A 24,084-nucleotide genomic window follows, 5' to 3' on the forward strand; every position below is an offset into this window, starting at 1 on the left:
GGGGGGCATGTCGGATCCTGCGGCGGAACGGCGGCGCTTGGCTGCACGAAGGCCCGTTGCCTGTTATTTGCGGCATACCAGCACCATCTGGTGGCAATGCGCCTTGTCCACCCGCTCGAAGAAGGGCTGGATCCAGGTCGGCAAGGGGTAGTAGCCGAAACCGCGGGCGTGCTCCACGGAGAAGCCCACGAGTGTCAGGAACCGCTCGAGCACCTTGAGGCTGAAGACGACGAGGTGGCGGTGCATGGGCGTGTCGGCCGAGACATCGTCGCGCTGCCTCTCGGACACGTTGGCGGGCTGCTCCAGCAAGAGGAGCTCGTTGGAATCAGGGTGCGGTCCGGAGGACGGCATCTGGCCGGCGAGCACCTGCAGCACGGTGAAGTAGGTGCTGATGTTGGGCGTCAGCAGGACAAGCCTTCCGCCTGGCCGCAAGGCGCGATGGCACTCGCGGATGAAGGCGCATGGCATGAGCAGGTGTTCGACCACCGACAAGGCAATGATGCAGTCCTGGCTGTCGGCTTCCACCGGAAGCGGGCGGTTCAGGTCGGCCTCCACGATGTCGAGCCCGATCGCGCGACCCTCCGCCGCTTCTGCCGCATTCCACTCCAGGCCGCAGTAGTGGAAGCCTTCGCCGTCGGCGAAGGCTCCAAACGTCGCCATGCGTTCCTGCCCGCGGCCGCTGCCGCAGTCCAGGACGTTCCGCGGTGCACCGCCCGCGACGGCCGCGGACCGGGCGAAGGCGTACGCCTCCCGCATCGTCCTGGCGTACTGGCGGGCGAGCGCCGCTTGCAGGATTCCCATGCCGTCAGATGCCCCCGGTAAACGCAGCTGCGCATGGACTGGCGGAACGGGACGATACGCGGAAAGACCATGAGCGGATCACGGGCAGGGCGGCCTGGGATGTGCGGCGAGAGTCCGCGCTCGCCCTGCGGAACGTTCCACCGCCGCTGCTCGGTTCATCCGGACATCTCCTCGGTTGCGCTGGACGGCATGGCTTCCCGCAGGGCGCGACTGCGCCGGCACAGGAAATAGACCTGATACTGCCAACCGATCGGCCAGACCGCCAGCAACAGGGCCTGCAGGGCGCGGAGGGGCCACGCACCGGGCGCCGCCTGCAAGATCCACGCCTTGCTCAAGGGATGGAGATCGCGCCAGCGTGCACGGACCTCGAGCCCCGCGCCTTCCAGCATCCGGCGCCAGTCCTCCAGCGATCGCACCGTTTCCCGAATCGCCACCTGGCCCGTTCCACGATAGAGGCCGAGCCGGCGGGTGAGGAAGCCCGAGTTGGGCACCAGGATCAGGAACTGCGCGTCCGGTTTCGCGACGCGGCGCATCTCCCGCAGCGCCGCTGGTTGATCGAGGAAATGCTCCAGCGAGCCAAGGCACGTGACCAGGTCGAACGTCCCGTCGGCGAAGGGAAGCGCCTCGGCCACGCCTTCGCGGATGTCGCCGGCCGGCAAGCGATCGCGACAGAGTTCCACGGCCCGGCTCGAAATGTCGATGCCGGAAGGCTTGGCACCCCGCCGTGCCAGCTCCCCCAGCCATTGCCCGGTGCCGCAGGCAATGTCCAGGACTTGGCGATTCTCCAGGTCGCCCAGGCGGTTGGCGATCGACCGCATGTGCCATGCGAGCGGGTGCCGGTCGTACGGGGACGCGTAGTACTCGTGGTCGTAGAAATTCCGGACGTCGTCATGGCCGACGCGATCCTGGTCGATTCCGCGGGTTTTCATGGCGTGCGTCCTGTGAGTCGATGCAGCAACTGCCGCAATCTTCCTTCGAAGTGGTGCCAGCCGAAGCGTTCAGCGACGCCCAGGCAGTCGCGCATCCCGCCCCCGCCGGGGGCCGCCTGGAGCAAGGCAGAGGTCCGCTCCGCGAACCTGGCGTAGTCACCCGGCTCGACCAGGTGCCCGGTCCCACCCTCCACGATGGCATCGGGCACGCCTCCGACCTTGAACGCAACCGTGGGCAGGCCATGCGCAGCGGCTTCGATCGCGACCATGCCGAAACCTTCGACGTCACCGGGCAAGTCGAGGACGGGGAAGACGTAGGCATCGGCGGCGCGGTAGGCCGCCGACAAGGCATGATCGTCGCAAGGCGGCAGCATCCTGACCGCCCCGGAAACACCCGCCTCGGCAGCCGCCTCCAGGATCCGTGCCTGTTCCGATCCGGCTGCAGGCCTGACGGCGTCAACGGCGTCGGAGCCGATCACCAGCAGGATCGCATCCGGATGCCGGGACAGGACCAGCGGCAGCGCGTGGCGGATGAACTCGGCCAGGCCCTTGCGGGGGGTGAAACGACCCACGGACAACATGACGGGCCGCGCGCCCAGGTCGTACCCCTCGCGGAAGGCACCTCTTGCCGCGGGATCCGGGCCCGGGAGTTGCGTGCCGGGATGCAGGACCTCGATCGCCGACGGCGGGACGCCGGATTCGATTGCAAGGCGACGCGTGTTGCCGCTATTGACCAGCACCAGGTCGGCCCGCCGGATGAAGGGCAGCCAGCAGCGCTGGTAAACCAGGCTGGGCGCGATGATGTCCAGTCCGTGCAGGTACACCACCCATCGCGCGCGCGACCGGCGTGCCGCCAGCCAGGCGATCGGCGCCGCCAACCCGCTCCCGGCGATGACAAGCCCCACGTTCCGCCGGCTTGCCTGGCGCCAGGAAGCAATGACGCCCGCCAGCAGGAATCGCCTCAGGGGACGATGCCGGACCTCGGTGACGCACGCCTCCGGCGGCAGGTGCGCCGAGCACCCCGTCGGTCCCACGACCGCCAGGTCGAACGATTCGCTTGCCGAAAACGCGATCCGCTGGACCAGCCGTTCCATTCCACCGCGCATCGGTGGCAGGTTGCGGGTGACCAGCAAGGCCCGGGGCCGGTCGCGCGCAAGCTCAGGCATCGCGCCGATACGTCAACGCCGTGATCTGCTCCGAAACCAGTCCGATCAGGAACACGATCACCGCGGCGCTCAGCAGCAGCGCGCTCATGTTCGTGAATCGATGCATGGCCAGGTAGGTATAGGCGTAGTAGCCCAACCCCAGCACGCCGAACCCGACCGACACGGGCACGAACAGCTTCAACGGCGAATACAGCGTCGCGATCTTGAAGATGATCAGCAGGAAGCGGACGCCGTCGCGCAGGGGGCGGATGTGGCTGCGGCCGATGCGCGCGGCGACCGGGACCGGCACGTAGGCCACCGGGTAGGCGCTGCGGAAGAAGGCCATGGTGATGGTGGTGGGGTAGCTGAAGCCGTTGGGCAGCAGGTGCAGGAATTCACGGAACTTGTCGGCGCGCACGGCGCGGAACCCGGAGGTCAGGTCGGCGATGCGGGTGCCGGTGATCCAGCTGGCCAGCCGGTTGTAGAAGCCATTGGCGACGCTGCGGCCGGCGCTGGCCTGCCCGGAGGCGTCGCGGGCGCCGACGACCATGTCGTAGCCCTCGCCGAGCTTGTCGAGCAGGGCCTGGATGTGGGCCGGGTCGTGCTGGCCGTCGGCGTCCATGAACACGATGACCTCGCCGCTCGCCGCCCGGGCGCCGCGCTTGATCGCCGCGCCATTGCCCATCGAGTACGGGGCGCCCAGGGCGCGGGCGCCGTGCTCGGTGGCGACCAGGGCGGTGCCGTCGCTGGAGCCGTCGTCGACCACGATGACCTCGGCCTCCGGAAAGCGCTCGCGCAGGGCCGGCAGTGTCCGGCGCAGGCCCTCGGCCTCGTTCTTGGCTGGTAACACGACCGTCAGCTGCATCTGGTCCCTCCCCGTGCCGGCAAGCGTAACGTGTCCGGGCGGATTGCGGGCCGGGTGCCAGGCGCAGGGGCCGTGGAGGAGGGCCGAGGGAAGAGGACCTGGAACGGGGTGGTCTGAAGACCACTGGCAGTCGATGGGCGGCGCTTTGCGCGCCCCCGAAGCCAGGACGCAAAGGGTGCTTCGCCCCTCCGCAGGATTGATGTAGAGTCACAACTTCACGGGGAAGGTGCTTGATTATGAATGCAGTCCCGGCGGCCAACCTGGTTGGGATTACCGGAATCGCCCGGCGCCTGGTGCTCGACGGCGCGCTGGAGGAAGGCATTGCCCGCGAGGCCATGGACAAGGCCACCCTGGAGCGCAAGCCGATCGCGGTCTACCTGCGCGAGCATCGCCTGGTCACCTCCGGCGAACTGGCGGCGGCCAACTCGATCGAGTTCGGGATGCCCATCGTCGACCCCACCGCGATGGACGGCACCCAGAGTGCGATCTCGCTCATCGACGAGGAGCTGCTGGCCAAGCACAACGTGCTTCCGCTGTTCAAACGCGGCGGGCGGCTGTTCGTGGGCGTGTCCGATCCGACCGACACGCGGGCCCTGGACGAACTGAAGTTCCATACCAACCTCGCCGTCGAGCCGATCCTCGTCGACGACGACAAGATCCGGCGCACCGTGGAACAGTGGCAGGACAACAGCGACGCCCTGCGCGATGCGCTCGACGACGCGGAGGGCCTCGAGGGCCTGGACATCAGCGGCGGGGACGACGACATCGCCGATAGCGGCGTGGACGCCAAGGGCGACGACACGCCGGTCGTCAAGTTCATCAACAAGGTGCTGATCGACGCCATCAAGAAAGGCGCGTCGGACATCCACTTCGAGCCCTACGAGACCGACTACCGCGTGCGCCTGCGCATCGACGGCCTGCTCAAGCAGGTGGCCAAGATGCCGGTCAAGCTCAACGCCCGCATCACCGCGCGCCTGAAGGTCATGGCGCAGCTGGACATCGCCGAGAAGCGCGTCCCGCAGGACGGCCGCATCAAGCTCAACCTGAGCAAGACCAAGCAGATCGACTTCCGCGTCAGCACCCTGCCGACCCTGTTCGGCGAGAAGGTGGTGCTGCGCATCCTGGATGCCAGTGCGGCCAAGCTGGGCATCGAGAAGCTGGGTTACGAGCCGGACCAGCAGAAGCTGTTCCTGGACGCGATCGAAAAGCCCTACGGGATGGTGCTGGTCACCGGGCCGACCGGCTCGGGCAAGACCGTGTCGCTGTACACCGCGCTGGGCATCCTCAACGACGAGCAGCGCAACATCTCCACCGTCGAGGACCCGGTGGAAATCCGCCTGCCCGGCGTCAACCAGGTGCAGCAGAACGTCAAGCGCGGCATGACCTTCGCCGCGGCGCTGCGCAGCTTCCTGCGACAGGACCCCGACATCATCATGGTCGGCGAGATCCGCGACCTGGAGACCGCCGAGATCGCGATCAAGGCCGCGCAGACCGGCCACATGGTGCTGTCCACGCTGCACACCAACGACGCGCCGCAGACCATCGCCCGCCTGATGAACATGGGCATCGCGCCCTACAACATCACCAGCTCGGTGACCCTGGTCATCGCCCAGCGCCTGGCGCGCCGGCTGTGCCCGCTGTGCAAGCAGGAGCAGAAGCTGCCTGAGAACGCGCTGCTGGCGGAAGGCTTCACCGACGACGAGGTGCATGCCGGCATCACCCTCTACGAGGCGGTCGGCTGCGAGGAATGCACCGGGGGCTACAAGGGCCGCACGGGCATCTACCAGGTGATGCCGATGACCGAAGACATCCAGACCATCGTCCTGCAAGGCGGCAACGCGCTGCAGATCGCCGAGGCGGCCGAGCGGTCGGGCGTCAACGACTTGCGCAAGTCGGCCCTGCTCAAGGCGAAACAGGGCATCTCCAGCCTGGCCGAGATCAACCGTGTCACCAAGGATTGAGCGCCGATTCGCCGAAAAGGGCCCGGCGGCCCGCCAAAAGCCTGCCGGGCGTCACAGTGTCCGATTCCGCATGAGGTCGCGAGCGTCTACCATGCGGGGACGAACCCCCGGCCGGGGGGCCGGGTTTGCAGGGGAGTAGCACCATGGCCGTGTCACGTACCGCCGCCAAGAAAGCCGTGAGGAAGCCACCCGTCGCAACCCGCGCCGGCGTGACCCTGGACACCTTCGTCTGGCAGGGCACCGACAAGCGCGGCAAGAAGATGAAGGGCGAGGAGCAGGCGAAGAACGCCAACCTGCTGCGCGCCGAGCTGCGCCGCCAGGGCATCACGCCCACGGTGGTCAAGCCCAAGGCCAAGCCGCTGTTCGGCAGCGCGGGCAAGAAGATCAGCTCCAAGGACATCGCGGTCTTCAGCCGCCAGCTGGCGACCATGATCAAGTCGGGCGTGCCGATCGTGCAGGCGCTGGAGATCATCGGCAACGGCAACAAGAACCCCAGGATGCAGGAGATGGTCAACGGCCTGCGGCTGGACATCGAGGGCGGTTCCTCGATCTACGAGGCGATGAGCAAGTACCCGGTGCAGTTCGACGAGCTTTACCGCAACCTGGTGAAGGCCGGCGAAAGCGCAGGCGTGCTGGAGACGGTGCTCGAGACCATCGCCACGTACAAGGAAAACACCGAGTCGCTCAAGGGCAAGATCAAGAAGGCCCTGTTCTACCCGGCCACCGTGATCGCCGTGGCGATCATCGTCAGCGCGGTGCTGCTGGTGTTCGTGGTCCCGCAGTTCGAGCAGGTGTTCCAGAGCTTCGGCGCCGACCTGCCGGCCTTCACCAAGCTCATCGTCGGCGCCAGCCGGTTCATGGTCAGCTGGTGGTGGCTGATCTTCGGCATCATCGCGGGCGCCATCATCGGCTTCATCTTCGTCTACAAGCGGTCCGAGAAATTGCAGCACGGCGTCGACCGCTTCATGCTCAAGCTCCCGGTGATCGGCAAGATCCTGCACGACGCGGCCATCGCCCGCTATGCCCGCACCCTGGCCACGACCTTCCGCGCCGGCGTGCCGCTGGTCGAGGCGCTGGAGATCACCGCCGGCGCGACCGGCAACATGGTCTATGAGAAGGCCGTCTACGACATCCGCGACGACGTGGCGGTGGGCTTCCAGCTCAACATGGCGATGAAGCAGGTCGACCTGTTCCCGCACATGGTGGTGCAGATGGCGGCGATCGGCGAGGAGGCCGGCGCGCTGGACACCATGCTGTTCAAGGTCGCCGAGTTCTACGAGGAGGAGGTCAACAACGCGGTGGACGCGCTGAGCAGCCTGCTCGAGCCGATGATCATGATCTTCATCGGCATCGTGGTCGGCTCGATGGTGATCGGCATGTACCTGCCGATCTTCAAGCTGGCCGCCGCGATTTGACGACGTACCGGGTCGCGGCCGGCCCATGGCCGGTCGCGCCACGCCCGTTCCCCGCCCTGCCCGGCCACCGCGCCCCCGCGAACCCGACGCAAGACGCAAACGGAACGCGCCGCAGCGCGCGGCATGCACCCGCTTGCGGGCTGCTCCGAAACGAGCCAGCCCCGATGCCACAGCGAGCCGACTGAATGGCTTTCCTCGATCAAAACCCCGCCATCGGCTACCCATTGGTCGCCGGCCTCGGCCTGCTGGTGGGCAGTTTCCTCAACGTCGTCATCCTGCGGCTGCCCAAGCGCATGGAATGGCAGTGGAAGCGCGACAGCCGGGAAATGCTCGGCGAGCCCGACCTCTACGACCCGCCGCCGCCAGGGGTGGTCGTCGAGCGCTCGCATTGCCCGCATTGCCAGCGCCAGCTTTCCTGGTACGAGAACATCCCGGTATTGAGCTGGCTGGCGCTGCGCGGGAAGTGCCGCACCTGCCACGCGCCGATCTCGGTGCAATACCCCGCCGTCGAACTGCTGACCATGCTGCTGGTGCTGGCCTGCGTATGGCGCTTCGGTTTCGGATGGCAGGGCTTCGGCGCGTCCCTGCTGACCTGTTTCCTCGTCGCGCTCGCGGGCATCGACCTGCGCACGCAACTGCTCCCCGATTCTCTGACGCTGCCGCTGATGTGGCTGGGCCTGATCGCCGCGATCGAGAACCTCTACATCGGTCCCAAGGCCGCCCTGCTCGGCGCGATCGCCGGCTATGTCAGCCTCTGGTCCGTCTGGTGGGTGTTCAAGCAACTCACCGGCAAGGAAGGCATGGGCCACGGCGACTTCAAGCTGCTGGCGGCGCTGGGCGCGTGGTGCGGACTCAATGGCATCCTGCCGACGATCCTACTCTCCTCGGTGGTCGGTGCGATTCTCGGCTCGATCCTGCTCGCGCGGCAGGGCAACGACCGTGCCACGCCGATTCCCTTCGGCCCCTACCTCGCGATCGCCGGCTGGATCGTGTTCATGTGGGGCGGCGACCTGCTGGGCTGGTACATCGAGTTCGCAGGCCTGTCGACGAATTGACCGCCGGCCCGCTGATGGGCGGTCGCGGGGTCCGATCGCGGCGGGTGCACCCTGATTTCCATCCTGATTTCCATTTTGCCGTCGCGAACGCCAGCGGCCAGGCACCGTGCGCGTGGCTCGCCGGCCGCGGCGTTGCCATTCCGCCGCCATGCCCGTGCGCCGCCCGCCCTGCACCCGGTCTTCCCAATTGCGATCCATGGCGCGCCTCCGGAGGAGGATGGACCCCGTTCCCGGCGGGATTGGTGGCGTAGCGCCACGGCGGCCACACTGCGGGTGAGTCGGCGACGAACGGCATCGATCCTGGCACCCGCCCGCGCCACTCCGGTGTGCTGACCTGACGCGACGCAAGAAAACGGGTACAACGCAGCCATGGCTGATTTCGTGGTGGGGCTCACCGGCGGCGTGGCCTCCGGCAAGAGCGAGGTGTCGCGACGCTTCGAGGCGCTGGGGGTGACGGTGGTGGACGCCGACCTGGTCGCGCGCGAGGTGGTCGCGCCAGGGTCGGACGGCTTGGCCGAAGTGGTGCAGGTTTTCGGCGAGGGTGCCCTCGATGCGCAGGGCGCGCTGGACCGACGGGCGATGCGGGCCCGGGTGTTCGGAAACGAACGCGAACGGCGCAAGCTCGAGGCGATCATCCACCCCCGCGTGCGCCGCTCCATGCGCTCGGCCTGCGCCGCGGCGCCGGGGGCGTATGCCATCGCCGCGATTCCCCTGCTGGCCGAGACCGGGCGCGGGGCCTACCGCTGGCTGCACCGGGTGCTGGTGGTCGACGTTCCCGAATCGGTGCAGCGCGAACGGCTGATGCGTCGCGACGGCATCGATCGCGCCCTGGCCGATCGCATGATCGCCGCGCAGGCGACGCGCGCATCGCGACTGGAACTGGCCGACGACGTCCTGCCCAACGACGGCACCCTGGCCGACCTGGCGACGCGGGTCGTGGAGCTGCACACGAAGTACTGCGTGCTGGCAGGTTGCGATTGAGGTGCCTTGGCTGGAAGTCCCACTCCCAGCCAACGGCCCTCACCCCAACCCCTCTGCCGCAAGCGGGAGAGGGGCTTTTGAGTGGATTTCGCTTTCCGCTCGCGTGAGAGGGTTCGGTCACCGCCCGCGTCCCGCACCCATGAACGACGCACTGGACGAGTCCGTACCCCGCTGCGGGATGCACCGACTGCGTGCCGCGTCGCCGGAGATGAGGTCTTCGCGTCATCGAAGGCCACGCACCGTGGGCAACCGCAGGCACCCAGCAAAAGTCGGTGCCCCTGCAGCCCCCGGCCCCTCTACCGCGTGCGGGGGGAAGGTCGGGGTGAGGGTGTGCCAGTCCCGGACGCAATCGGCCACAACCCCCGAATCGCCGCGATGCCCTGTGCACCGTGCTGCCGCCCGTCGGTGATATCCGCCGCGGTCATCCCACCGATGGCGTAGATCGGCAGCGATACGCGCTCGCGCATCCGGGCGAACGCGGCCCAGCCGATGCCCCGGGCCTCGGGATGGGTCGGCGTCGCGCGCAAGGGGCCAAGCACGGCGAAATCGCAACCGATCCGCTCGGCGTGTTGCAGCTCGGAGGCGTCGTGGCAGGACGCCGCCAGTGGCGACTCCGCAGGCAAGGGGCGTTCTGCACAGGCCATGAGTTGCGCCGCGCGCAGGTGCAGGCCGACGCCCAGCGCGCGCGCGAGGTCGGCGTCTCCGCCGACCAGCACCTGCGCGCCCGCGTCCCGGCATTGGCCCACGGCCCGGGACGCCAGGCCATGCCGGCGCGAGGCCTCCAGTCCCGGCAGGCGCAGCAGGACGCGACGGATCCCGGCATCGAGCGCGGCCTGCAAGCCCTCGCTCCAGGCGTGATCGGCGGCTCGCGCGGGACCCGGGCCGGGCAGCGGGGTCACCAGGTAGCGGTCGGGCTGCTGCAGGATGGCCACCACCGGCCGGTCGGCGGGCGGCATGGCGTAGGTGTGCAGCTTGTCCCGGGGAACCCAGGCCAGGGCCTGGCCCTCCCGTCCCTTCGGGATGCCTTGCCAGGCATCGACCCGGCGCACGTCCAGCCGCAGGCGCTTGTCCGGGCAGGCGAACGGCACGCAGGCCAGTGGCGGACCCACCTCGACGTGGATGCCGAGTTCTTCCTCCAGTTCCCGCGCCAGCGCCGCCTCGGTCGACTCCCCCGCCTCGCGCTTGCCGCCGGGAAACTCCCAGAGGCCGGCCAGGTCGCGACCGGCGGTGCGTCGCGCCAGCAGGATCCGGCCGCGGGCATCGGTGATGACCGCCGCTGCGACATGGAGGGTGGGGGCGGGCGTCATCGGGAGCCGTACGAAGTCGCCGGCGGGGCCGCCAGGGGTCGCCGCGCGACCGCGGCGCCAGAACGCGGAAAGGCGTGGGGCGCGCGCCGGGCCACCGCGTCAAACCCTGCGCAACGGTGTCGCAGGCGTGGGGGCCGACGCAATCCTGTCGCCGCGTCCGTCCCCCGCAACGAACCCGCGCCAGCCCGCCGGGACATCGAGCGCGGGCGGGCACCGTGCGGCGCCGCGACCCGCCAGGCGTGGCGAGGATCGCCGGGCGTCATCCGCCGTCAGGAAAGCTGCCCGTGGCAGTGCTTGTACTTCTTGCCGCTGCCGCAGGGGCAGGGTTCGTTGCGGCCCACCTTGGGCATGGCGCGTGCGGCCTGCATGAACTTCTGGCCGCCCGGGGACGCGACGTCCGCGGCCGCCTCGTCGGCACCGTACCCACCGACGTCGGCGTGGCGGAACTGCGCCTGGCTGAGCTTGGCCTCGGCCTGGCGGCGCTCCTCGGCCTCCATCGCCGCGATCTCCTCCTCGCTGCGCACGCGGACGCGCGCAAGCAGGGTGATGACCTGGGTCTTGACCTTGTCCAGCATCTCGGAGAACAGCGCGAAGGCTTCCTTCTTGTACTCCTGCTTGGGCTGCTTCTGCGCGTAGCCCCGCAGGTGGATGCCCTGGCGCAGGTAGTCCATGCGGCCCAGGTGCTCCTTCCAGTTCTGGTCGAGCACGTTGAGCATGATGTGCTTCTCGAGCATGCGCATGGTCTCGGCGCCGACCTGCTGTTCCTTCTCGGCGAACACCCGGTCCAGGGTTTCCTGCACGTAGCGGGCGATGCCTTCGGCGTCCAGTTCCTTCTCGCGCTGGGCGAGTTCGGTCACCGCGATGCGCTCGCCGAACTCCTGCTCGAGCGTGGACTCCAGGCCGGGCAGGTCCCACTGGTCGTCGACCGACGCGGGCGGCACGAAACGCTCGACCATCTCGGCGACCACGTCGCCGCGGATCCCTTCGATGTTTTCCTGCACGCTCTCGGCTTCCAGCAACTCGTCGCGCTGGGAATAGATCACCTTGCGCTGGTCGTTGTTGACGTCGTCGAAGTCCAGCAGGTTCTTGCGGATGTCGAAGTTGTGGGCCTCGACCTTGCGCTGGGCGTTGGCGATCTGCTTGGACACCATCGCGCTCTCGATGATGTCGTCCTCCTTCAGGCCCATCCTGGCCATCACCCGCTGCACCCAGTCGGCGGCGAAGATGCGCATCAGGTTGTCTTCCAGCGACAGGTAGAAGCGCGAGGAGCCTGGATCGCCCTGGCGCCCCGAGCGGCCGCGCAGCTGGTTGTCGATGCGCCGCGACTCATGGCGTTCCGTGCCGACGATGTGCAGCCCGCCGGCGGCCTTGACCGCGTCGTGGCGCTGCTGCCAGTCGGCCTTGAGCTTCGACTTGGTGGCTTCGTCCAGTTCGCCGCCCTGCTCGGCCTCCAGCGCGGCGATCTCCGCCTCCAGCGAACCGCCGAGCACGATGTCGGTGCCGCGACCGGCCATGTTGGTGGCGATGGTGATCGCACCCGGCCGGCCGGCCTGCGCGACGATCTGAGCCTCGCGCTCGTGCTGCTTGGCGTTGAGCACCTCGTGGGCGATGCCCTCGGCGCGCAGCTGGTCGGACAGCAGTTCGGAGACCTCGATCGAGGTCGTGCCGACCAGAACCGGCTGGCCGCGCTCGTGGCAATCCTTGATCTCAGCCACCACCGCCCGGTACTTGCCGGCGCGATTGAGGAACACCGCATCGGGGTTGTCGACGCGGATCATCGGCTTGTTGGTCGGGATCACCACCACTTCCAGGCCATAGATGCTCTGGAACTCGAAGGCCTCGGTGTCGGCGGTGCCGGTCATGCCGGCGAGCTTGCCGTACATGCGGAACAGGTTCTGGAAGGTGATGCTGGCCAGCGTCTGGTTCTCGCGCTGCACCGGCACGCCTTCCTTGGCCTCGACCGCCTGGTGCAGGCCGTCCGACCAGCGACGCCCGGCGAGGGTGCGGCCGGTGAATTCGTCGACGATGACCACCTCGCCGTCGCGGACGATGTAGTCCACGTCGCGCTGGTAGATGGCGTGTGCACGCAGCCCCGCGTTGAGGTGGTGCACCACGTGGATGTTGTGCGGGTCGTACAGCCCTTCCTCGCCCTGCAGGATCCCGGCCTCGCGCAGCAGCGCCTCGGCATGCTCCTGGCCAGCCTCCGACAGGTGGACCTGCTTGCCCTTCTCGTCCACCCAGTAGTCGCCCTCGCCGTCCTCGGCCTCCTGGCGGGTCAGCGACGGCACGATCCGGTTGACCTTGATGTACAGCTCCGGGGACTCGTCGGCCGGCCCGGAGATGATCAGCGGGGTGCGCGCCTCGTCGATCAGGATCGAGTCGACCTCGTCGATGATCGCGAAGTTCAGGCCGCGCTGGAACCGGTCGGCCTTGGACAGCGCCATGTTGTCGCGCAGGTAGTCGAAGCCGATCTCGTTGTTGGTCGCGTAGGTGATGTCGGCGCCGTACGCGGCATGCTTGTCGCCATGGGCCATGCCCGGGTAGACCACGCCCACGCTCAGGCCAAGCCACTCGTAAAGCTTGCCCATCCAGGCCGCGTCGCGGCGCGCGAGGTAGTCGTTGACCGTGACCACGTGCACGCCCTTGCCTTCCAGGGCATTGAGGTAGACCGGCAGGGTCGCGACCAGGGTCTTGCCCTCGCCGGTGCGCATCTCGGCGATCTTGCCGGTGTGCAGCACCATGCCACCGACCAGCTGCACGTCGTAGTGGCGCATTCCCAGCACCCGCTGGCTGGCCTCGCGGCAGACGGCGAACGCCTCGGGCAGGATCTTGTCGAGCGATTCCCCGGCGGCGACGCGTTGCTTGAGTTCGGGGGTCTTGGCCTTCAGCTCGGCGTCGGAAAGCGCCTGCATCTGCGGCTCCAGCGCATTGACCTTGGCCACGCTCTTGTTGAACTGGGCGACAAGGCGATCGTTGCGGCTGCCGAAGATGCTGGTGAGCAGGCGATTGAGCATATGGGGTCCGGGAAGCAGGAGTCGGGTCGAAGGCCGTGCGGGCGGCCGCCCCGAATCCGGCGGCCGACGGTGCGGGCCATTAAAAAAGGGCGCTGGGCGCCCTTTTGGCAACGCATCATTGTACGTGGAGACGCCTGCGCGGGGTATCAAGCCGGCAAGAAGGCAAAAAGGGGACGGAGGGAATTAAGGTGCGCCTTAATTCCCTCCGTCCCCTTTTTACTCGCCGGCGGGCGCCGCGCGCGCTTCGGTCAGCCGTGGCGGTTGTCCTGCCCCAGGAACTTGCTCGGATTGACCACCCGGCCGTTCTCCCAGACTTCGAAGTGCACGTGGGCGCCCGTCGAACGCCCGGTGGAGCCGGCCTTGGCGATTTCCTGGCCACCCCGGACCAGGTCGCCGACCCGCGCGACAAGCCGGGAATTGTGGGCGTAACGGGTGACGTAGCCGTTGCCGTGGTCGACCTCGACCACGATGCCGTAACCCGAGCGCCGGCCGGCGAAGCTGACCACGCCGTCGGCCACGGACAGCACCTTGTCCCCGGTGTTGGCGTCGAAGTCGATGCCCTTGTGGTACTGGCTGCCGCCACCGAAGGGGTCGGCGCGCCCGCCGAAACCGGACGTGATGTAGCCCTTGGCGACCGGCATCCGGGACGGGGTGGCGCTGCGGTCCAGCTCGCGGTCGAACAACAGCGCTTCGAGCACCGACAGCTGGTCGCCCGAGGCCCGCAGGTCGGCCTCGACCTGGCCCATGCCGTCGCGCAGTGCCCCGGCGGCCATGTCCTGCACCGGACCGGCGCCACCGATGCCCACCGGCTTGTTGAAGTCGAATTCACCGTCGCCCAGCTGGCCGACGCGGGTCAGGCGATCGCCCAGCGCGTTGAGCCGGTTGGCCTGCGCCTGCAACTCGCCCAGGCGGGCGGCCAGCGCGTTGACCTCGCGCTGCGCCTCGCGGCGGGTTTGCTCGACCTGGGCCTGCTGGCCGTCCAGGCGCGCCTGCAGCGTCGCGACCTGGGCCGACTGGATGCCTGCGCCGCAGGCCATCCCCGCCACCAGCAGCAAGCCGGCGGACAGCACGGGCATGCGCTGCGCGGCCGCGAGGCCACGGCGACCGATCCGCGCGGACCGGGCCTGTGCATGATCGAGAAGATTTCGCAATGAAGTGTGTAGAGTCATATGTCCAATGTCTGATTCAAGATCCAGGCCTTCCGGCCCCCGTGACCCACGCAACGCACTGGATGCGCTGCTGGCCGGCGATGCTGGCCCCGGCAATCCGATCCGCCGGGCCATGCAGTTGGACGCACTGGACCATCTCCTGCGTCCCCACCTGCCGCCGTCGATCGCCGCGCATGCGCGGCTCGCGAACATCAATGGCGCCAAGCTGGTATTCGTTGTCGATTCGCCGGTGTGGCATGCCAGGCTGAGGCTGGCCGCACCGGCACTGCTTGAAACCGCCCGGTCCATCGGGCTGGATGTCTCCGGGCTGGTGGTCAAGACCACGACCCAGCCGCTGCATCCGCCTGGGCGGGCAATCCCGCGTCCCGTCTCCTTGTCGGCCGCCGCAACCGAAGGATTGCGGGCCGCCTTGGCGTCCCTGCGCGAACCCGGGAGCGGGGACGGCGGCGACGCATCCTGATTTCCCCGTCGAATCGACGTTGTCCGCTCCTGCATCCGCTCCGCGTTTCACACGGCCGTCACCCAAGCGACGGGGCATCCTAACGGGCATGGGACAGGCGGGGGTTAAGAGACCGCTAATAATTCAAGATCAAAACGTTAACTTTAAGTTAAACGTTCACTTCCCGCTCACTTCTGTGAGCAGGGTTCGGCTTCGGACTGGGGATCGGCCCTGCTGGGCTCAGGCGGCTTGCGGCACGCCGTAGGTCACGGGTGCCGTCCCGGGCGCGGGGAACGTGACTTCTTCCCACGCCGAGCGCTCGGCGAGCAGCGCCCGCACCAGCTTGTTGTTGAGCGCATGGCCGGACTTGAAGCCTTCGAACGCGCCAATGATCGGCCGCCCCGCCAGGTACAGGTCGCCGACCGCGTCGAGGATCTTGTGGCGCACGAATTCGTCGGCGTAGCGCAGCCCGTCGTCGTTGAGCACGCGGAACTCGTCGAGCACGATCGCGTTGTCCATGGAGCCGCCCAGGCCCAGGTTGCGGTCGCGCATGTATTCCAGGTCGCGCATGAACCCGAAGGTGCGCGCGCGGCTGACTTCCTTGATGTAGTTTCCGGTGGAGAACTCGACCTCGGCGCGCGACTGCGCGGCCGGGATGGCCGGGTGGTCGAACTCGATGGTGAAGCCTAGCCGGAAGCCATCGTAGGGTTCGAACCGGGCGATCTTGTCGTCCTCGCGCACCTCGACCGCGCGCGTGACGCGGATGAAGCGCTTGGGCGCCGCCTGCTCAACGATGCCGGCGGACTGCAGCAGGAACACGAACGGACCCGAGGACCCGTCCATGATCGGAACCTCGGCGGCGGACAGGTCGATGTGGAGGTTGTCGATGCCCAAGCCCGCCAACGCCGACATCAGGTGCTCGACCGTCTGCACCTTGGCGCCGGACCGGGCCAGCCCGGTGCACAGCGTCGTCTCGCTGACCAGCTGCGCGTCGGCCGGGATCTCGACGGCCGGCTCCAAGTCGACGCGACGGAACACCACGCCCGTGTCGATCGCGGCCGGGCGCAGCGTGAGGTAGACCTTCTCACCGCTATGCAGGCCGACGCCGGTGGCGCGGATCACGTTCTTGATGGTGCGCTGCTGGACCATGCGGACTCGGGTCGCCAGGGGGCCGGTCGTCCGGCTCGCGCCGGTCCGGGAGGTGTAAGCGTCGTGCAGATTAGCATGCGGCAAGCTGAACCTGAACGGAAGTGCTGCACTGCACCAAAGGCCGCCCCGCGGGTGGTGGGCGACTACGAAGGCCGAAAAAACCACCGGACCGGGGCCGGTCCGGTGGCTGGAAGGACATGCCGCCCGGCAGCGCCTGGCGGGCGCTGCCGGTCACCGCCGCCGAAGCTCCATTCCGCCTGGCGGCGCAGGAAGGCAGGGTGAGTCGGCGCGCTGGCGAGGCACCGCCTCGCGCGTCGGCGAACGCCCGGCCAAGGGTGGCCGGGCCGGTCACCCCGGAGCCGTCACTGCCGCGCGACGGATGGCACGACGTCAATCGGCCTGGCGGCGCAGGGTGAGGAGGCGCGTTTGCGCGGCACTGCCGCGCGCGCCTCCGAACGCCCGGCCAGGGATGGCCGGGCCGGACCACCCGGAGGCCACCTGTACCGCCATGGATGGCATCAGTCTGCCTGACGGCGCAGGAACGCAGGAATATCCAGGTAGCTGCTGTCGTTGCCGAAATCGGCCGCTTCCGTGGTCCCCGCCGCCTCGCCGGCTTCGCTCGCGCTGGAGCGACCGCGCAAGCTGGACGCGATGCTGGGAGCCGCGGAGAAACCGTTCCCGCCGTCCTCGATCAGCATGCCGGTGGTGCCGTCGCGCTTGCCCTGGGTGTTGATGAGCTGAACGTGCGGGCGGCGCAACGTCTCCTGGCCGAAGTCGGCGGTGCGGGTGGCCTGGCGGCCGGCATTGAGGTTCAGGCCGGTGGCGACCACGGTGACGCGGACTTCGTCCTGCATGTCCGGGTCGAGCACGGTGCCGATGACGATGGTCGCGTCCTCGCTGGAGAAGTTCTCCACCGTGCGGCCGACTTCGTCGAACTCGGCCATGGTGAAGTCCGCGCCAGCGGTGATGTTGACCAGGATGCCATTGGCGCCGGCCAGGTTGACGTCGTCGAGCAGCGGGTTCTGGATCGCCGACTCGGCCGCAGCCTGCGCGCGGTCGTCGCCGCGGGCGGTGCCGGTGCCCATCATCGCCAGGCCCATCTCGGACATGACGGTGCGGACGTCGGCGAAGTCGACGTTGATCAGGCCCGGGCGCACGATCAGGTCGGCGATGCCCTGCACCGCGCCCAGCAGCACGTCGTTGGCGGCGCGGAAGGCCTGGATCATCGTGGCGTTGCGGCCGAGCACGGTGATCAGCTTCTCGTTGGGGATGGTGATCAGCGAGTCGCAATGCTGCGACAGGTCCTCGATGCCCTTGAGTGCCACCTGCATCCGGCGGCGGCCCTCGAACGGGAACGGCTTGGTCACCACCGCCACGGTGAGGATGCCCATCTCCTTGGCCAGCTGCGCGACCACCGGCGCCGCGCCGGTTCCTGTCCCGCCGCCCATGCCCGCGGTGATGAACACCATGTCCGCGCCCTGCAGGGCGTCCATGATGATCTCGCGGTCCTCGAGCGCGGCCTGGCGACCGACCTCCGGGTTCGCGCCCGCGCCCAGGCCCTTGGTGACGTTGGTGCCCAGCTGCAGCTGCAGCTTGGAACCGCAGTTCTTGATCGCCTGCGCGTCGGTGTTGGCGGTGATGAACTCCACCCCGTCCACGCTGCTGTCGACCATGTGCGCGACCGCGTTGCCGCCGCCCCCGCCCACGCCGATGACCTTGATGACCGCATTCGGGGCCATCTTTTCTACCAGTTCGAAGTGCGCCATGTCCTTAGTCCTCGCTGTAGTTATATGTTGCTGTTGTGTCGAATCGGGTGTTGCCTGGAATCTGTTTTCGTCGTCGTCGTCGCCTGCCCGATGCCGGCACGTGGACGTGCCGGCGTTCCGGGCACCCTTGCCCGGAACGGCAAGCGCCTCCGGGCCGGGCCCGGATCGCTTGCGGGAATGCGCGTGCGGGAGCACGTGCACTCAACAGGGTCGTCCCCGCAGGGGCGAGCGCCATGGATGGCGCCAGTGAATTCGTGGTTGGCAGTCCTGTCGCCCTCATCGTTCAAAACTCGCCGTTGAACCAGTTCTTCAACTTGTTGAGCACGCTGCCGGCGCGTCCGGTGGGGATCACCGGACGGCGCGGGTGTTCGATCTGGCTGCCCATCAGCAACAGGCCTACGCCGCTGGCGTGCACCGGATTGCCGACCACCTCGCCGAGCCCGCTCACGTGCTGCGGGATCCCCACGCGCACCGGCATCTGCAGCATTTCCTCGGCCAGCTCGACCACGCCTTCCATCTTCGCGGCGCCGCCCGTCAGCACCATGCCGGCGCGGACGTGCTGTTCGAACCCGCTGCGGCGCAGCTCGGCCTGCACCATCTCGAAGATCTCCTCGTAGCGCGCCTGCACCGCCTGCGCCAGCGATTGGCGCGGCAGCCGGCGCGGCGGACGGTCGCCGACGCTGGGGACCTGGATCGACTCCTCGCTCGTGGCCAGCTGCGCCAACGCGCAGGCGTAGCGCACCTTGATCTGCTCGGCCTCCGGCGTCGGCGTGCGCAGCATGTGGGCGATGTCCTCGGTCACCTTGTCGCCGGCGATGGGCAGCGACGAGGTGTGGCAGATCGCGCCCTGCACGAACACCGCCAGGTCGGTGGTGCCGGCGCCGATGTCGACCAGCACCACGCCCAGTTCGCGCTCGTCGCCGGTCAGCACCGCCGTGCTCGAGGCCAGCGACGACAGGATCAGGTCGTCGATCTGCAGGCCGCAGCGCTGCACGCACTTGCTGATGTTGGCCGCCGCCGACTGCGCGCAGACCACCAGGTGCGCGTGGACCTCCAGGCGCACGCCGGTCATGCCGACCGGGTTGCGGATGCCTTCCTGGGAATCGTCGAGCACGTATTCCCTCGGGATCGCGTGGAGGATGCGCTGGTCGGCGGGGATGGCCACGGCCTTTGCCGCCTCGAGCACGCGGTCCAGGTCCGCATAGGTCACTTCGCCGTCGCGGATCGGCACGATGCCGGGGGAATTGCGGCATTGGACGTGGTTGCCGGAGATCGAGGCGTACACCGAGCGGATCTCGCAGCCGGCCATCAGCTCGGCCTCCTCGACCGCGCGCTGGATCGACTGCACGGTGGACTCGATGTCGACCACGACGCCGCGCTTGAGCCCGCGCGATTCGTGCGAGCCGATGCCGATGACCTCGATCGGGTTGCCGGGCGCGTACTCGCCGACCAGCGCCACCACCTTCGAGGTGCCGATGTCCAGACCGACGATGAGTGTCTTGTCGCCTTTTCGATTCATGATTCGACGCCGGGAACGAACTTGGGAAGGGGAAGTGCGGCCGTTGCATGCGACACCGGGAGCAGCCGTTGCAGGCCGACGCCCGCGCTGGACGCCACCGCCACGGCCGCCGGCGCGCCAACTGCGCCATCGCGGACGGGCGCCCAGTCGATGGCAAAGCCGTTGGTGTAGCGGAGGTCGGCGCGCTGCATCGGCTGCGCACGCTGCGCCAGCAGCTGGGGCAGCAGGCGCGCGAAGCGCGCAAGGCGCAGCCGCGCTTCCTGGCTGCCGACCACTACGTCGATGCCGCCCGAGAGCGCCAGTCGCCAGCTGCCCCGCGGGTCCAGGGTCAGCGTGCGCACCCGGCGCCCCGAGTGCGCGAACATCGCGCGCGATTCGTTGTACATGGCGACGACTTCGGCGACACGCGAGTCCGGCCCATGCAGCTGCGGCAACGCGCGCGGGACCTCGATGTCCGCCGACGGGAACAACCGGCCCTGCTCGGAAAGCAGGCGGTCCTTGCCCCAGCGCGCGAACGGGCGATGCTCGACCACGTGCACCTCGATCACGTCGGGCCAGCGCTTGCGGACCTCCGCGTGCTCCACCCAAGCCAGCCGCGACACCGCTGCCTGCGCGTCGGCGAGCCGGACGGCGAAGAATCCGCGGCGGGCGTAGGGCAGCACGGTCTCGCGGACCCGCTGCGCGTCGACGCGCTGCAGGTCGTCGTTGATCCGCAGCGTGCGCAGCGGCCACCGGTCGGCGCCGATCCAGCCGTTGACCACGGCGACCACCGGCAGCGCGATCAGCGACACCGCCAGCGCCCAGGCGAGCACGCGCAGCACGGCGCTCATGCCGCGGCCCCCGGCGGCGTCGGCAACGATGTCTCCAGGATCCGCCAGCACAGTTCCTCGAAGTCGCAGCCGACCTGCGCAGCGGCCTTGGGCACCAGCGAATGGCTGGTCATCCCCGGCGCGGTATTGACCTCCATCAGGGCGAAACGGCCATCGGCATGGCGCATGGCGTCGACCCGGCCCCAGCCGTGGCAGCCGGCGGCACGGAACGCCGCCAGCGCCAGGCGCCTGAGTTCGTCTTCGTCCTCGCCCGACAGGCCCGGACAGAGGTAGCGGGTGTCGTCGGCGACGTACTTGGCGTGGTAGTCGTACCACGCGCCCGCGGGGACGATGCGGATCGACGGCAAGGCGACGTGGCCGAGGATGCCGACGGTGTATTCGCCGCCATCGACGAGCTGTTCGACCAGCAGTTCGCCGGCGTGCTGGCCGGCGAAGGCAATGGCGGGCGACAGGCTCTCGCGGTCGGCGACGCGGAACACGCCGACGCTCGAACCTTCCGCCGAGGGCTTGATGAACACCGGCAGGCCCATTGCCTGCACGGCCGCCTTGATCGCGTCCTCGGTCGCGAACGGCGGCAGGCGCACGAAACGCGCGGTGGGCAAGCCTTCGGCCTGCCAGACCTGCTTGGTCCGGATCTTGTCCATGGTCAGCGCGGAACCGAGCACGCCCGGTCCGGTGAAGGGCACGCGCAGCGCGGCCAGCAGGCCCTGCAGCACGCCGTTCTCGCCCACGCCGCCGTGCAGGATGTTGAACACGCGGTCGTAGGCTGGTCGACCCGCACCCTGCGCCTGCAGTTCGCGCATCAGCGCCGGCATGCCGTCGATGGCATGCGCCGCGATGCCGCGGGCCCGCAGCGCCTCGAAGACGTTGCGCCCCGAATCCAGTGAAACCTCGCGCTCCGAACCTTCCCCGCCCATCAGCACGGCGACGCGACCGAAGGCGGCCGGGTCGTCGACGCGCAGCGGCGGCAGCACGATGCTCATGCATCCACCTCCCCGAATCCCTCGGTGGCGATGCGCTGCGCCGCCTGGCCGATGTCGCCTGCGCCCATCAGCAGCAACAGGTCGCCGGCCGACAGCACGTCGGCCAGCACGCCCCGCAGGTCGGAAGCGCCGGCCACCACCACCGGATCGATGCGCCCGCGTGCCCGGATGGCGCGCGCAAGCGCCTTGGCGTCGGCGCCGGCGATCGGCGCCTCGCCTGCCGGATAGACCTCGGTCAGCACCAGGGCATCGACTTCAGACAGCACGGCGGCGAAGTCGTCGAACAGGTCCCGCGTGCGCGAATAACGGTGCGGTTGGAACGCGACCACCAGCCGCTTGTCCGGCCAGCCCCCGCGCGCGGCCTCGAATACAGCAGCCAGTTCCCTGGGATGGTGCCCGTAGTCGTCTACCACGGTGACCATGCCGCCGGCGGGCAGCGGGGTCTGCGACAGCAGGTTGAAGCGCCGGCCGATGCCCGCGAAGCCCTCCAGCGCGCGCGCGATTTGCGCCGGTTCGACGCCCAGCTGCCAGCCCACCGCCGCGGCGGCCAGGGCGTTTTGCACGTTGTGCCGCCCGGGCAGGGCCAGCGTGACCTCGCACCGGGTGTCCTCTGGCAGGCAGAGCGTGAACCGCATGCGCCCACCGGTCTGGGTGACGTCCTCGGCGCGCACTTCCGCTTCCGGACTGAACCCGTAGGTCATCACGTGGCGAGGCACCTCGCGCGCGAGCGCCACCGCTTCGGGATCATCGATGCAGAGCACCGCGAGCCCGTAGAAGGGCAGGCGGTGCAGGAACTCGACGAACGCCGCCTGCACGCGGGCGAAGTCGCCGCCGTAGTTCTCCAGGTGGTCGGCGTCGATGTTGGTGACGATGGCGATCAGCGGGTTGAGGCGCAGGAAGCTGCCATCGCTCTCATCGGCCTCCGCCACCAGCCAGTCGCCCTGGCCCAGCCGCGCGTTGGCGCCGGCCGCGAGCAGCTGGCCGCCGATGACGAAGGTCGGGTCCAGCCCGCCCTCGCCCAGCACGCTGGCGAGCAGCGACGTGGTGGTGGTCTTGCCATGGGTCCCGGCCACCGCCACGCCCCGCCGGAATCGCATCAGTTCGGCGAGCATCTCGGCCCGCGGCACCACCGGGATGCGCTGCGCGCGCGCCTCCATCAGTTCCGGGTTGTCCGGCTTGATCGCGCTGGACACGACCACGCAATCGGTCCCCAGCACGTTGGCCGCGGCGTGGCCCTCGTGGATCCGCGCGCCCAGCTTGGCCAGGCGGCGGGTCACGGCATTGTCGGCCTTGTCGGAACCGGAGACCTGGTAGCCGAGCGTGCACAGCACCTCGGCGATGCCGCTCATCCCCGTGCCGCCGATGCCGACGAAATGCACGCGCGGATACCGCCTGGCGAAGTCGGCCGTGGCGAGCCCGTGGGTGTCGTGCAGGCGACGGATCATGACTGCCCCCGCGCGCCGAGGGTCGGTTCCACCCGCTGGCGCAGGCGGCTGGTGCCGCGCGCCACGCCCAAGGTCACGGGCGCCGTGGGTTGCGCGGTCGGGGGGATGTCGCCGGTACCCGGTTGCGCGGCGTCCCCGCGCAGCCTGGCCACTTGCCTCTGCGCGCGATCGAGTTCGTAGGACACGCGCAGCAGCAGGCCGAGCGCGACGCAGGTCATCAGCACGCTGGAACCACCGGACGAGATCAGCGGCAGCGTCAGGCCCTTCGTCGGCAGCAGGCCCAGGTTGACGCCGATCGAGACCAGGCTCTGCAGGCTCATCCACAGCGCGATGCCGAAGGCGCAGTACCCGGCGAAGTGGCGGCGCATCTCCACGCACTGCAACCCGATCCAGAACGCGCGCCCCGCGAGCAGTGCGTAAAGCGCGATCACCAGGCAGATGCCGGCGAAGCCCAGTTCCTCGCCGATCACGGCCAGGATGAAATCCGTGTGCGCTTCCGGCAGGTAGGACAGCTTCTGCACGGATGCGCCGAGCCCGACGCCGAACCACTCGCCGCGGCCGATCGCCATCAATGCATTGGCCAACTGGTAGCCACTGTTGAACGGATCGGCGAAGGGATCCATGAACGAAGTCAGGCGCCGCATGCGGTATGGCTCGGCGATCGCCACCAGCGCCAGCGCCGGCAGCAGCAGCAGCACCGGCGCCGCCATGCGCGGCATGTGGACGCCGCCGAGCACCAGCATGCCGGCGGTGATCGCCAGCAGCAGCGCCAGCGAGCCGAAGTCCGGCTGGAACGCCAGCAGCACCATCATGGCCACTGTCACGCCGATGGGCTTGAGCATCGCGCCCCAGGTCGCGTTCACCTCGTCGCGGAAGCGCACCAGGTAGCTGGCCAGCCAGACGATGTACATCACCTTGACCGCCTCCACCGCCTGGAAATTCGAGATGCCCAGGTTGAGCCACCGCCTGGCGCCGTTGACGGTGTGGCCAACGCCGGGCACGAAGACCAGGAGCAACAAGGCGAAGCACGCCAGCAGCAACAGGCGGTCGTAGCGCTCGATCGTCTTGAGCTCGGTGCGCATCGCCCATGCCGCGAGCCCGATGCCGAGCGCGAGGAACACCAGGTGGCGCACGAGGAAGTAGAACGGCCCGACGTCCAGGTCTTCGCCGATGGCGATCGAACTCGACGCGACCATGACCACGCCCAGCGACGCCAGGCAGAGGGTCGCGCCCACCAGCCAGGGATCGAAGCGGCCGGGGATGGCATCCAGCCGGGTCGCCTGTCGCATGACGCCGTCGGGGAACATGCCC

The 24,084-nt window shown here is 68.9% G+C and carries 19 protein-coding genes; 5 read left to right on the plus strand and 14 right to left on the minus strand.

The window, feature by feature from the left end; all coding sequences use genetic code 11:
• Positions 1–63: 63 nt before the first annotated feature.
• The 4 genes from ABD970_RS00280 to ABD970_RS00295 all read right to left on the minus strand — a co-directional run bounded on the left by ABD970_RS00280 (position 64) and on the right by ABD970_RS00295 (position 3,740).
• The gene (locus tag ABD970_RS00280; RefSeq protein ID WP_345293506.1) at positions 64–801 is read right to left on the minus strand and encodes a class I SAM-dependent methyltransferase; all 738 of its coding nucleotides are present in this window, start codon (positions 799–801) and stop codon (positions 64–66) included.
• Between the two features lie 155 nt (positions 802–956).
• Positions 957–1,730, minus strand: a complete 774-nt coding sequence (locus ABD970_RS00285) for a class I SAM-dependent methyltransferase (protein ID WP_345293507.1) — start codon at positions 1,728–1,730, stop codon at positions 957–959.
• Complete coding sequence (locus tag ABD970_RS00290; RefSeq protein WP_345293508.1) at positions 1,727–2,896, minus strand: glycosyltransferase family 4 protein; 1,170 nt, start codon at positions 2,894–2,896, stop codon at positions 1,727–1,729. Before ABD970_RS00290 ends, ABD970_RS00285 begins: the two co-directional genes overlap by 4 nt.
• Positions 2,889–3,740, minus strand: a complete 852-nt coding sequence (locus tag ABD970_RS00295; RefSeq protein ID WP_345293509.1) for a glycosyltransferase family 2 protein — start codon at positions 3,738–3,740, stop codon at positions 2,889–2,891. Before ABD970_RS00295 ends, ABD970_RS00290 begins: the two co-directional genes overlap by 8 nt.
• A gap of 236 nt (positions 3,741–3,976) precedes the next feature.
• Between ABD970_RS00295 and pilB the strand changes: the two genes are divergently transcribed.
• From pilB to coaE, 4 genes are all read left to right on the plus strand, one after another.
• Complete coding sequence (gene pilB / locus ABD970_RS00300; protein WP_345293510.1) at positions 3,977–5,701, plus strand: type IV-A pilus assembly ATPase PilB; 1,725 nt, start codon at positions 3,977–3,979, stop codon at positions 5,699–5,701.
• A gap of 143 nt (positions 5,702–5,844) precedes the next feature.
• Entirely contained in the window at positions 5,845–7,116 is a 1,272-nt protein-coding gene (locus ABD970_RS00305) for a type II secretion system F family protein (protein WP_345293511.1), read from the plus strand.
• 185 nt (positions 7,117–7,301) lie between these two features.
• Entirely contained in the window at positions 7,302–8,171 is an 870-nt protein-coding gene (locus tag ABD970_RS00310) for a prepilin peptidase (protein ID WP_345293512.1), read from the plus strand.
• Between the two features lie 369 nt (positions 8,172–8,540).
• A complete protein-coding gene (gene coaE, locus ABD970_RS00315; RefSeq protein ID WP_345293513.1) occupies positions 8,541–9,152 on the plus strand; it encodes a dephospho-CoA kinase in 612 nt (203 codons plus the stop codon).
• Positions 9,153–9,448: 296 nt separating this feature from the next.
• Here coaE and ABD970_RS00320 read toward each other — a convergent pair whose 3' ends face one another.
• From ABD970_RS00320 to ABD970_RS00330, 3 genes are all read right to left on the minus strand, one after another.
• Entirely contained in the window at positions 9,449–10,459 is a 1,011-nt protein-coding gene (locus ABD970_RS00320; RefSeq protein ID WP_345293514.1) for a Nudix family hydrolase, read from the minus strand.
• A 269-nt stretch (positions 10,460–10,728) separates the two neighbouring features.
• The gene (secA, locus tag ABD970_RS00325) at positions 10,729–13,473 is read right to left on the minus strand and encodes a preprotein translocase subunit SecA (RefSeq protein WP_345293515.1); all 2,745 of its coding nucleotides are present in this window, start codon (positions 13,471–13,473) and stop codon (positions 10,729–10,731) included.
• Between the two features lie 248 nt (positions 13,474–13,721).
• The gene (locus tag ABD970_RS00330; RefSeq protein WP_425563016.1) at positions 13,722–14,642 is read right to left on the minus strand and encodes a peptidoglycan DD-metalloendopeptidase family protein; all 921 of its coding nucleotides are present in this window, start codon (positions 14,640–14,642) and stop codon (positions 13,722–13,724) included.
• 7 nt (positions 14,643–14,649) lie between these two features.
• Here ABD970_RS00330 and ABD970_RS00335 point away from each other — a divergent pair, with 7 nt between their 5' ends.
• Positions 14,650–15,102 carry a DciA family protein gene (locus ABD970_RS00335; protein WP_345293516.1) on the plus strand — a complete coding sequence of 151 codons (453 nt, stop codon included), beginning with the start codon at positions 14,650–14,652 and terminating at the stop codon, positions 15,100–15,102.
• 219 nt (positions 15,103–15,321) lie between these two features.
• Here the strand turns inward: ABD970_RS00335 and lpxC are convergent, their stop codons facing one another.
• The 7 genes from lpxC to ftsW all read right to left on the minus strand — a co-directional run bounded on the left by lpxC (position 15,322) and on the right by ftsW (position 24,080).
• On the minus strand, positions 15,322–16,230 hold the full coding sequence (gene lpxC, locus ABD970_RS00340; RefSeq protein WP_345293517.1) for a UDP-3-O-acyl-N-acetylglucosamine deacetylase: 909 nt from the start codon (positions 16,228–16,230) through the stop codon (positions 15,322–15,324).
• Between the two features lie 518 nt (positions 16,231–16,748).
• On the minus strand, positions 16,749–17,996 hold the full coding sequence (ftsZ, locus tag ABD970_RS00345) for a cell division protein FtsZ (protein WP_345293518.1): 1,248 nt from the start codon (positions 17,994–17,996) through the stop codon (positions 16,749–16,751).
• A 283-nt stretch (positions 17,997–18,279) separates the two neighbouring features.
• Positions 18,280–19,515 carry a cell division protein FtsA gene (gene ftsA, locus ABD970_RS00350; RefSeq protein ID WP_345293519.1) on the minus strand — a complete coding sequence of 412 codons (1,236 nt, stop codon included), beginning with the start codon at positions 19,513–19,515 and terminating at the stop codon, positions 18,280–18,282.
• Complete coding sequence (locus ABD970_RS00355) at positions 19,512–20,345, minus strand: cell division protein FtsQ/DivIB (RefSeq protein ID WP_345293520.1); 834 nt, start codon at positions 20,343–20,345, stop codon at positions 19,512–19,514. The genes ftsA and ABD970_RS00355 overlap by 4 nt, the downstream gene beginning before the upstream one ends.
• A complete protein-coding gene (locus tag ABD970_RS00360; protein WP_345293521.1) occupies positions 20,342–21,328 on the minus strand; it encodes a D-alanine--D-alanine ligase in 987 nt (328 codons plus the stop codon). The genes ABD970_RS00355 and ABD970_RS00360 overlap by 4 nt, the downstream gene beginning before the upstream one ends.
• Positions 21,325–22,773, minus strand: coding sequence for a UDP-N-acetylmuramate--L-alanine ligase (gene murC / locus ABD970_RS00365; protein ID WP_345293522.1), 1,449 nt, complete (start codon positions 22,771–22,773; stop codon positions 21,325–21,327). Before murC ends, ABD970_RS00360 begins: the two co-directional genes overlap by 4 nt.
• Positions 22,770–24,080, minus strand: a complete 1,311-nt coding sequence (gene ftsW, locus ABD970_RS00370) for a putative lipid II flippase FtsW (RefSeq protein WP_345294520.1) — start codon at positions 24,078–24,080, stop codon at positions 22,770–22,772. Before ftsW ends, murC begins: the two co-directional genes overlap by 4 nt.
• Positions 24,081–24,084: the final 4 nt, after the last annotated feature.

It is taken from the genome of Luteimonas vadosa (genome assembly GCF_039543545.1).
GTDB classification, from domain to species: domain Bacteria; phylum Pseudomonadota; class Gammaproteobacteria; order Xanthomonadales; family Xanthomonadaceae; genus Luteimonas; species Luteimonas vadosa.

Excerpts from the sequence above, each read along its gene's own strand:
- ABD970_RS00280 (WP_345293506.1), bottom strand. The coding sequence starts at position 801 with ATGGGAATCCTGCAAGCGGCGCTCGCCCGCCAGTACGCCAGGACGATG.
- ABD970_RS00285 (WP_345293507.1), bottom strand. The coding sequence starts at position 1,730 with ATGAAAACCCGCGGAATCGACCAGGATCGCGTCGGCCATGACGACGTC.
- ABD970_RS00290 (WP_345293508.1), bottom strand. The coding sequence starts at position 2,896 with ATGCCTGAGCTTGCGCGCGACCGGCCCCGGGCCTTGCTGGTCACCCGC.
- ABD970_RS00295 (WP_345293509.1), bottom strand. The coding sequence starts at position 3,740 with ATGCAGCTGACGGTCGTGTTACCAGCCAAGAACGAGGCCGAGGGCCTG.
- pilB (WP_345293510.1), top strand. The coding sequence starts at position 3,977 with ATGAATGCAGTCCCGGCGGCCAACCTGGTTGGGATTACCGGAATCGCC.
- ABD970_RS00305 (WP_345293511.1), top strand. The coding sequence starts at position 5,845 with ATGGCCGTGTCACGTACCGCCGCCAAGAAAGCCGTGAGGAAGCCACCC.
- ABD970_RS00310 (WP_345293512.1), top strand. The coding sequence starts at position 7,302 with ATGGCTTTCCTCGATCAAAACCCCGCCATCGGCTACCCATTGGTCGCC.
- coaE (WP_345293513.1), top strand. The coding sequence starts at position 8,541 with ATGGCTGATTTCGTGGTGGGGCTCACCGGCGGCGTGGCCTCCGGCAAG.
- ABD970_RS00320 (WP_345293514.1), bottom strand. The coding sequence starts at position 10,459 with ATGACGCCCGCCCCCACCCTCCATGTCGCAGCGGCGGTCATCACCGAT.
- secA (WP_345293515.1), bottom strand. The coding sequence starts at position 13,473 with ATGCTCAATCGCCTGCTCACCAGCATCTTCGGCAGCCGCAACGATCGC.
- ABD970_RS00330 (WP_425563016.1), bottom strand. The coding sequence starts at position 14,642 with ATGACTCTACACACTTCATTGCGAAATCTTCTCGATCATGCACAGGCC.
- ABD970_RS00335 (WP_345293516.1), top strand. The coding sequence starts at position 14,650 with ATGTCTGATTCAAGATCCAGGCCTTCCGGCCCCCGTGACCCACGCAAC.
- lpxC (WP_345293517.1), bottom strand. The coding sequence starts at position 16,230 with ATGGTCCAGCAGCGCACCATCAAGAACGTGATCCGCGCCACCGGCGTC.
- ftsZ (WP_345293518.1), bottom strand. The coding sequence starts at position 17,996 with ATGGCGCACTTCGAACTGGTAGAAAAGATGGCCCCGAATGCGGTCATC.
- ftsA (WP_345293519.1), bottom strand. The coding sequence starts at position 19,515 with ATGAATCGAAAAGGCGACAAGACACTCATCGTCGGTCTGGACATCGGC.
- ABD970_RS00355 (WP_345293520.1), bottom strand. The coding sequence starts at position 20,345 with ATGAGCGCCGTGCTGCGCGTGCTCGCCTGGGCGCTGGCGGTGTCGCTG.
- ABD970_RS00360 (WP_345293521.1), bottom strand. The coding sequence starts at position 21,328 with ATGAGCATCGTGCTGCCGCCGCTGCGCGTCGACGACCCGGCCGCCTTC.
- murC (WP_345293522.1), bottom strand. The coding sequence starts at position 22,773 with ATGATCCGTCGCCTGCACGACACCCACGGGCTCGCCACGGCCGACTTC.
- ftsW (WP_345294520.1), bottom strand. The coding sequence starts at position 24,080 with ATGTTCCCCGACGGCGTCATGCGACAGGCGACCCGGCTGGATGCCATC.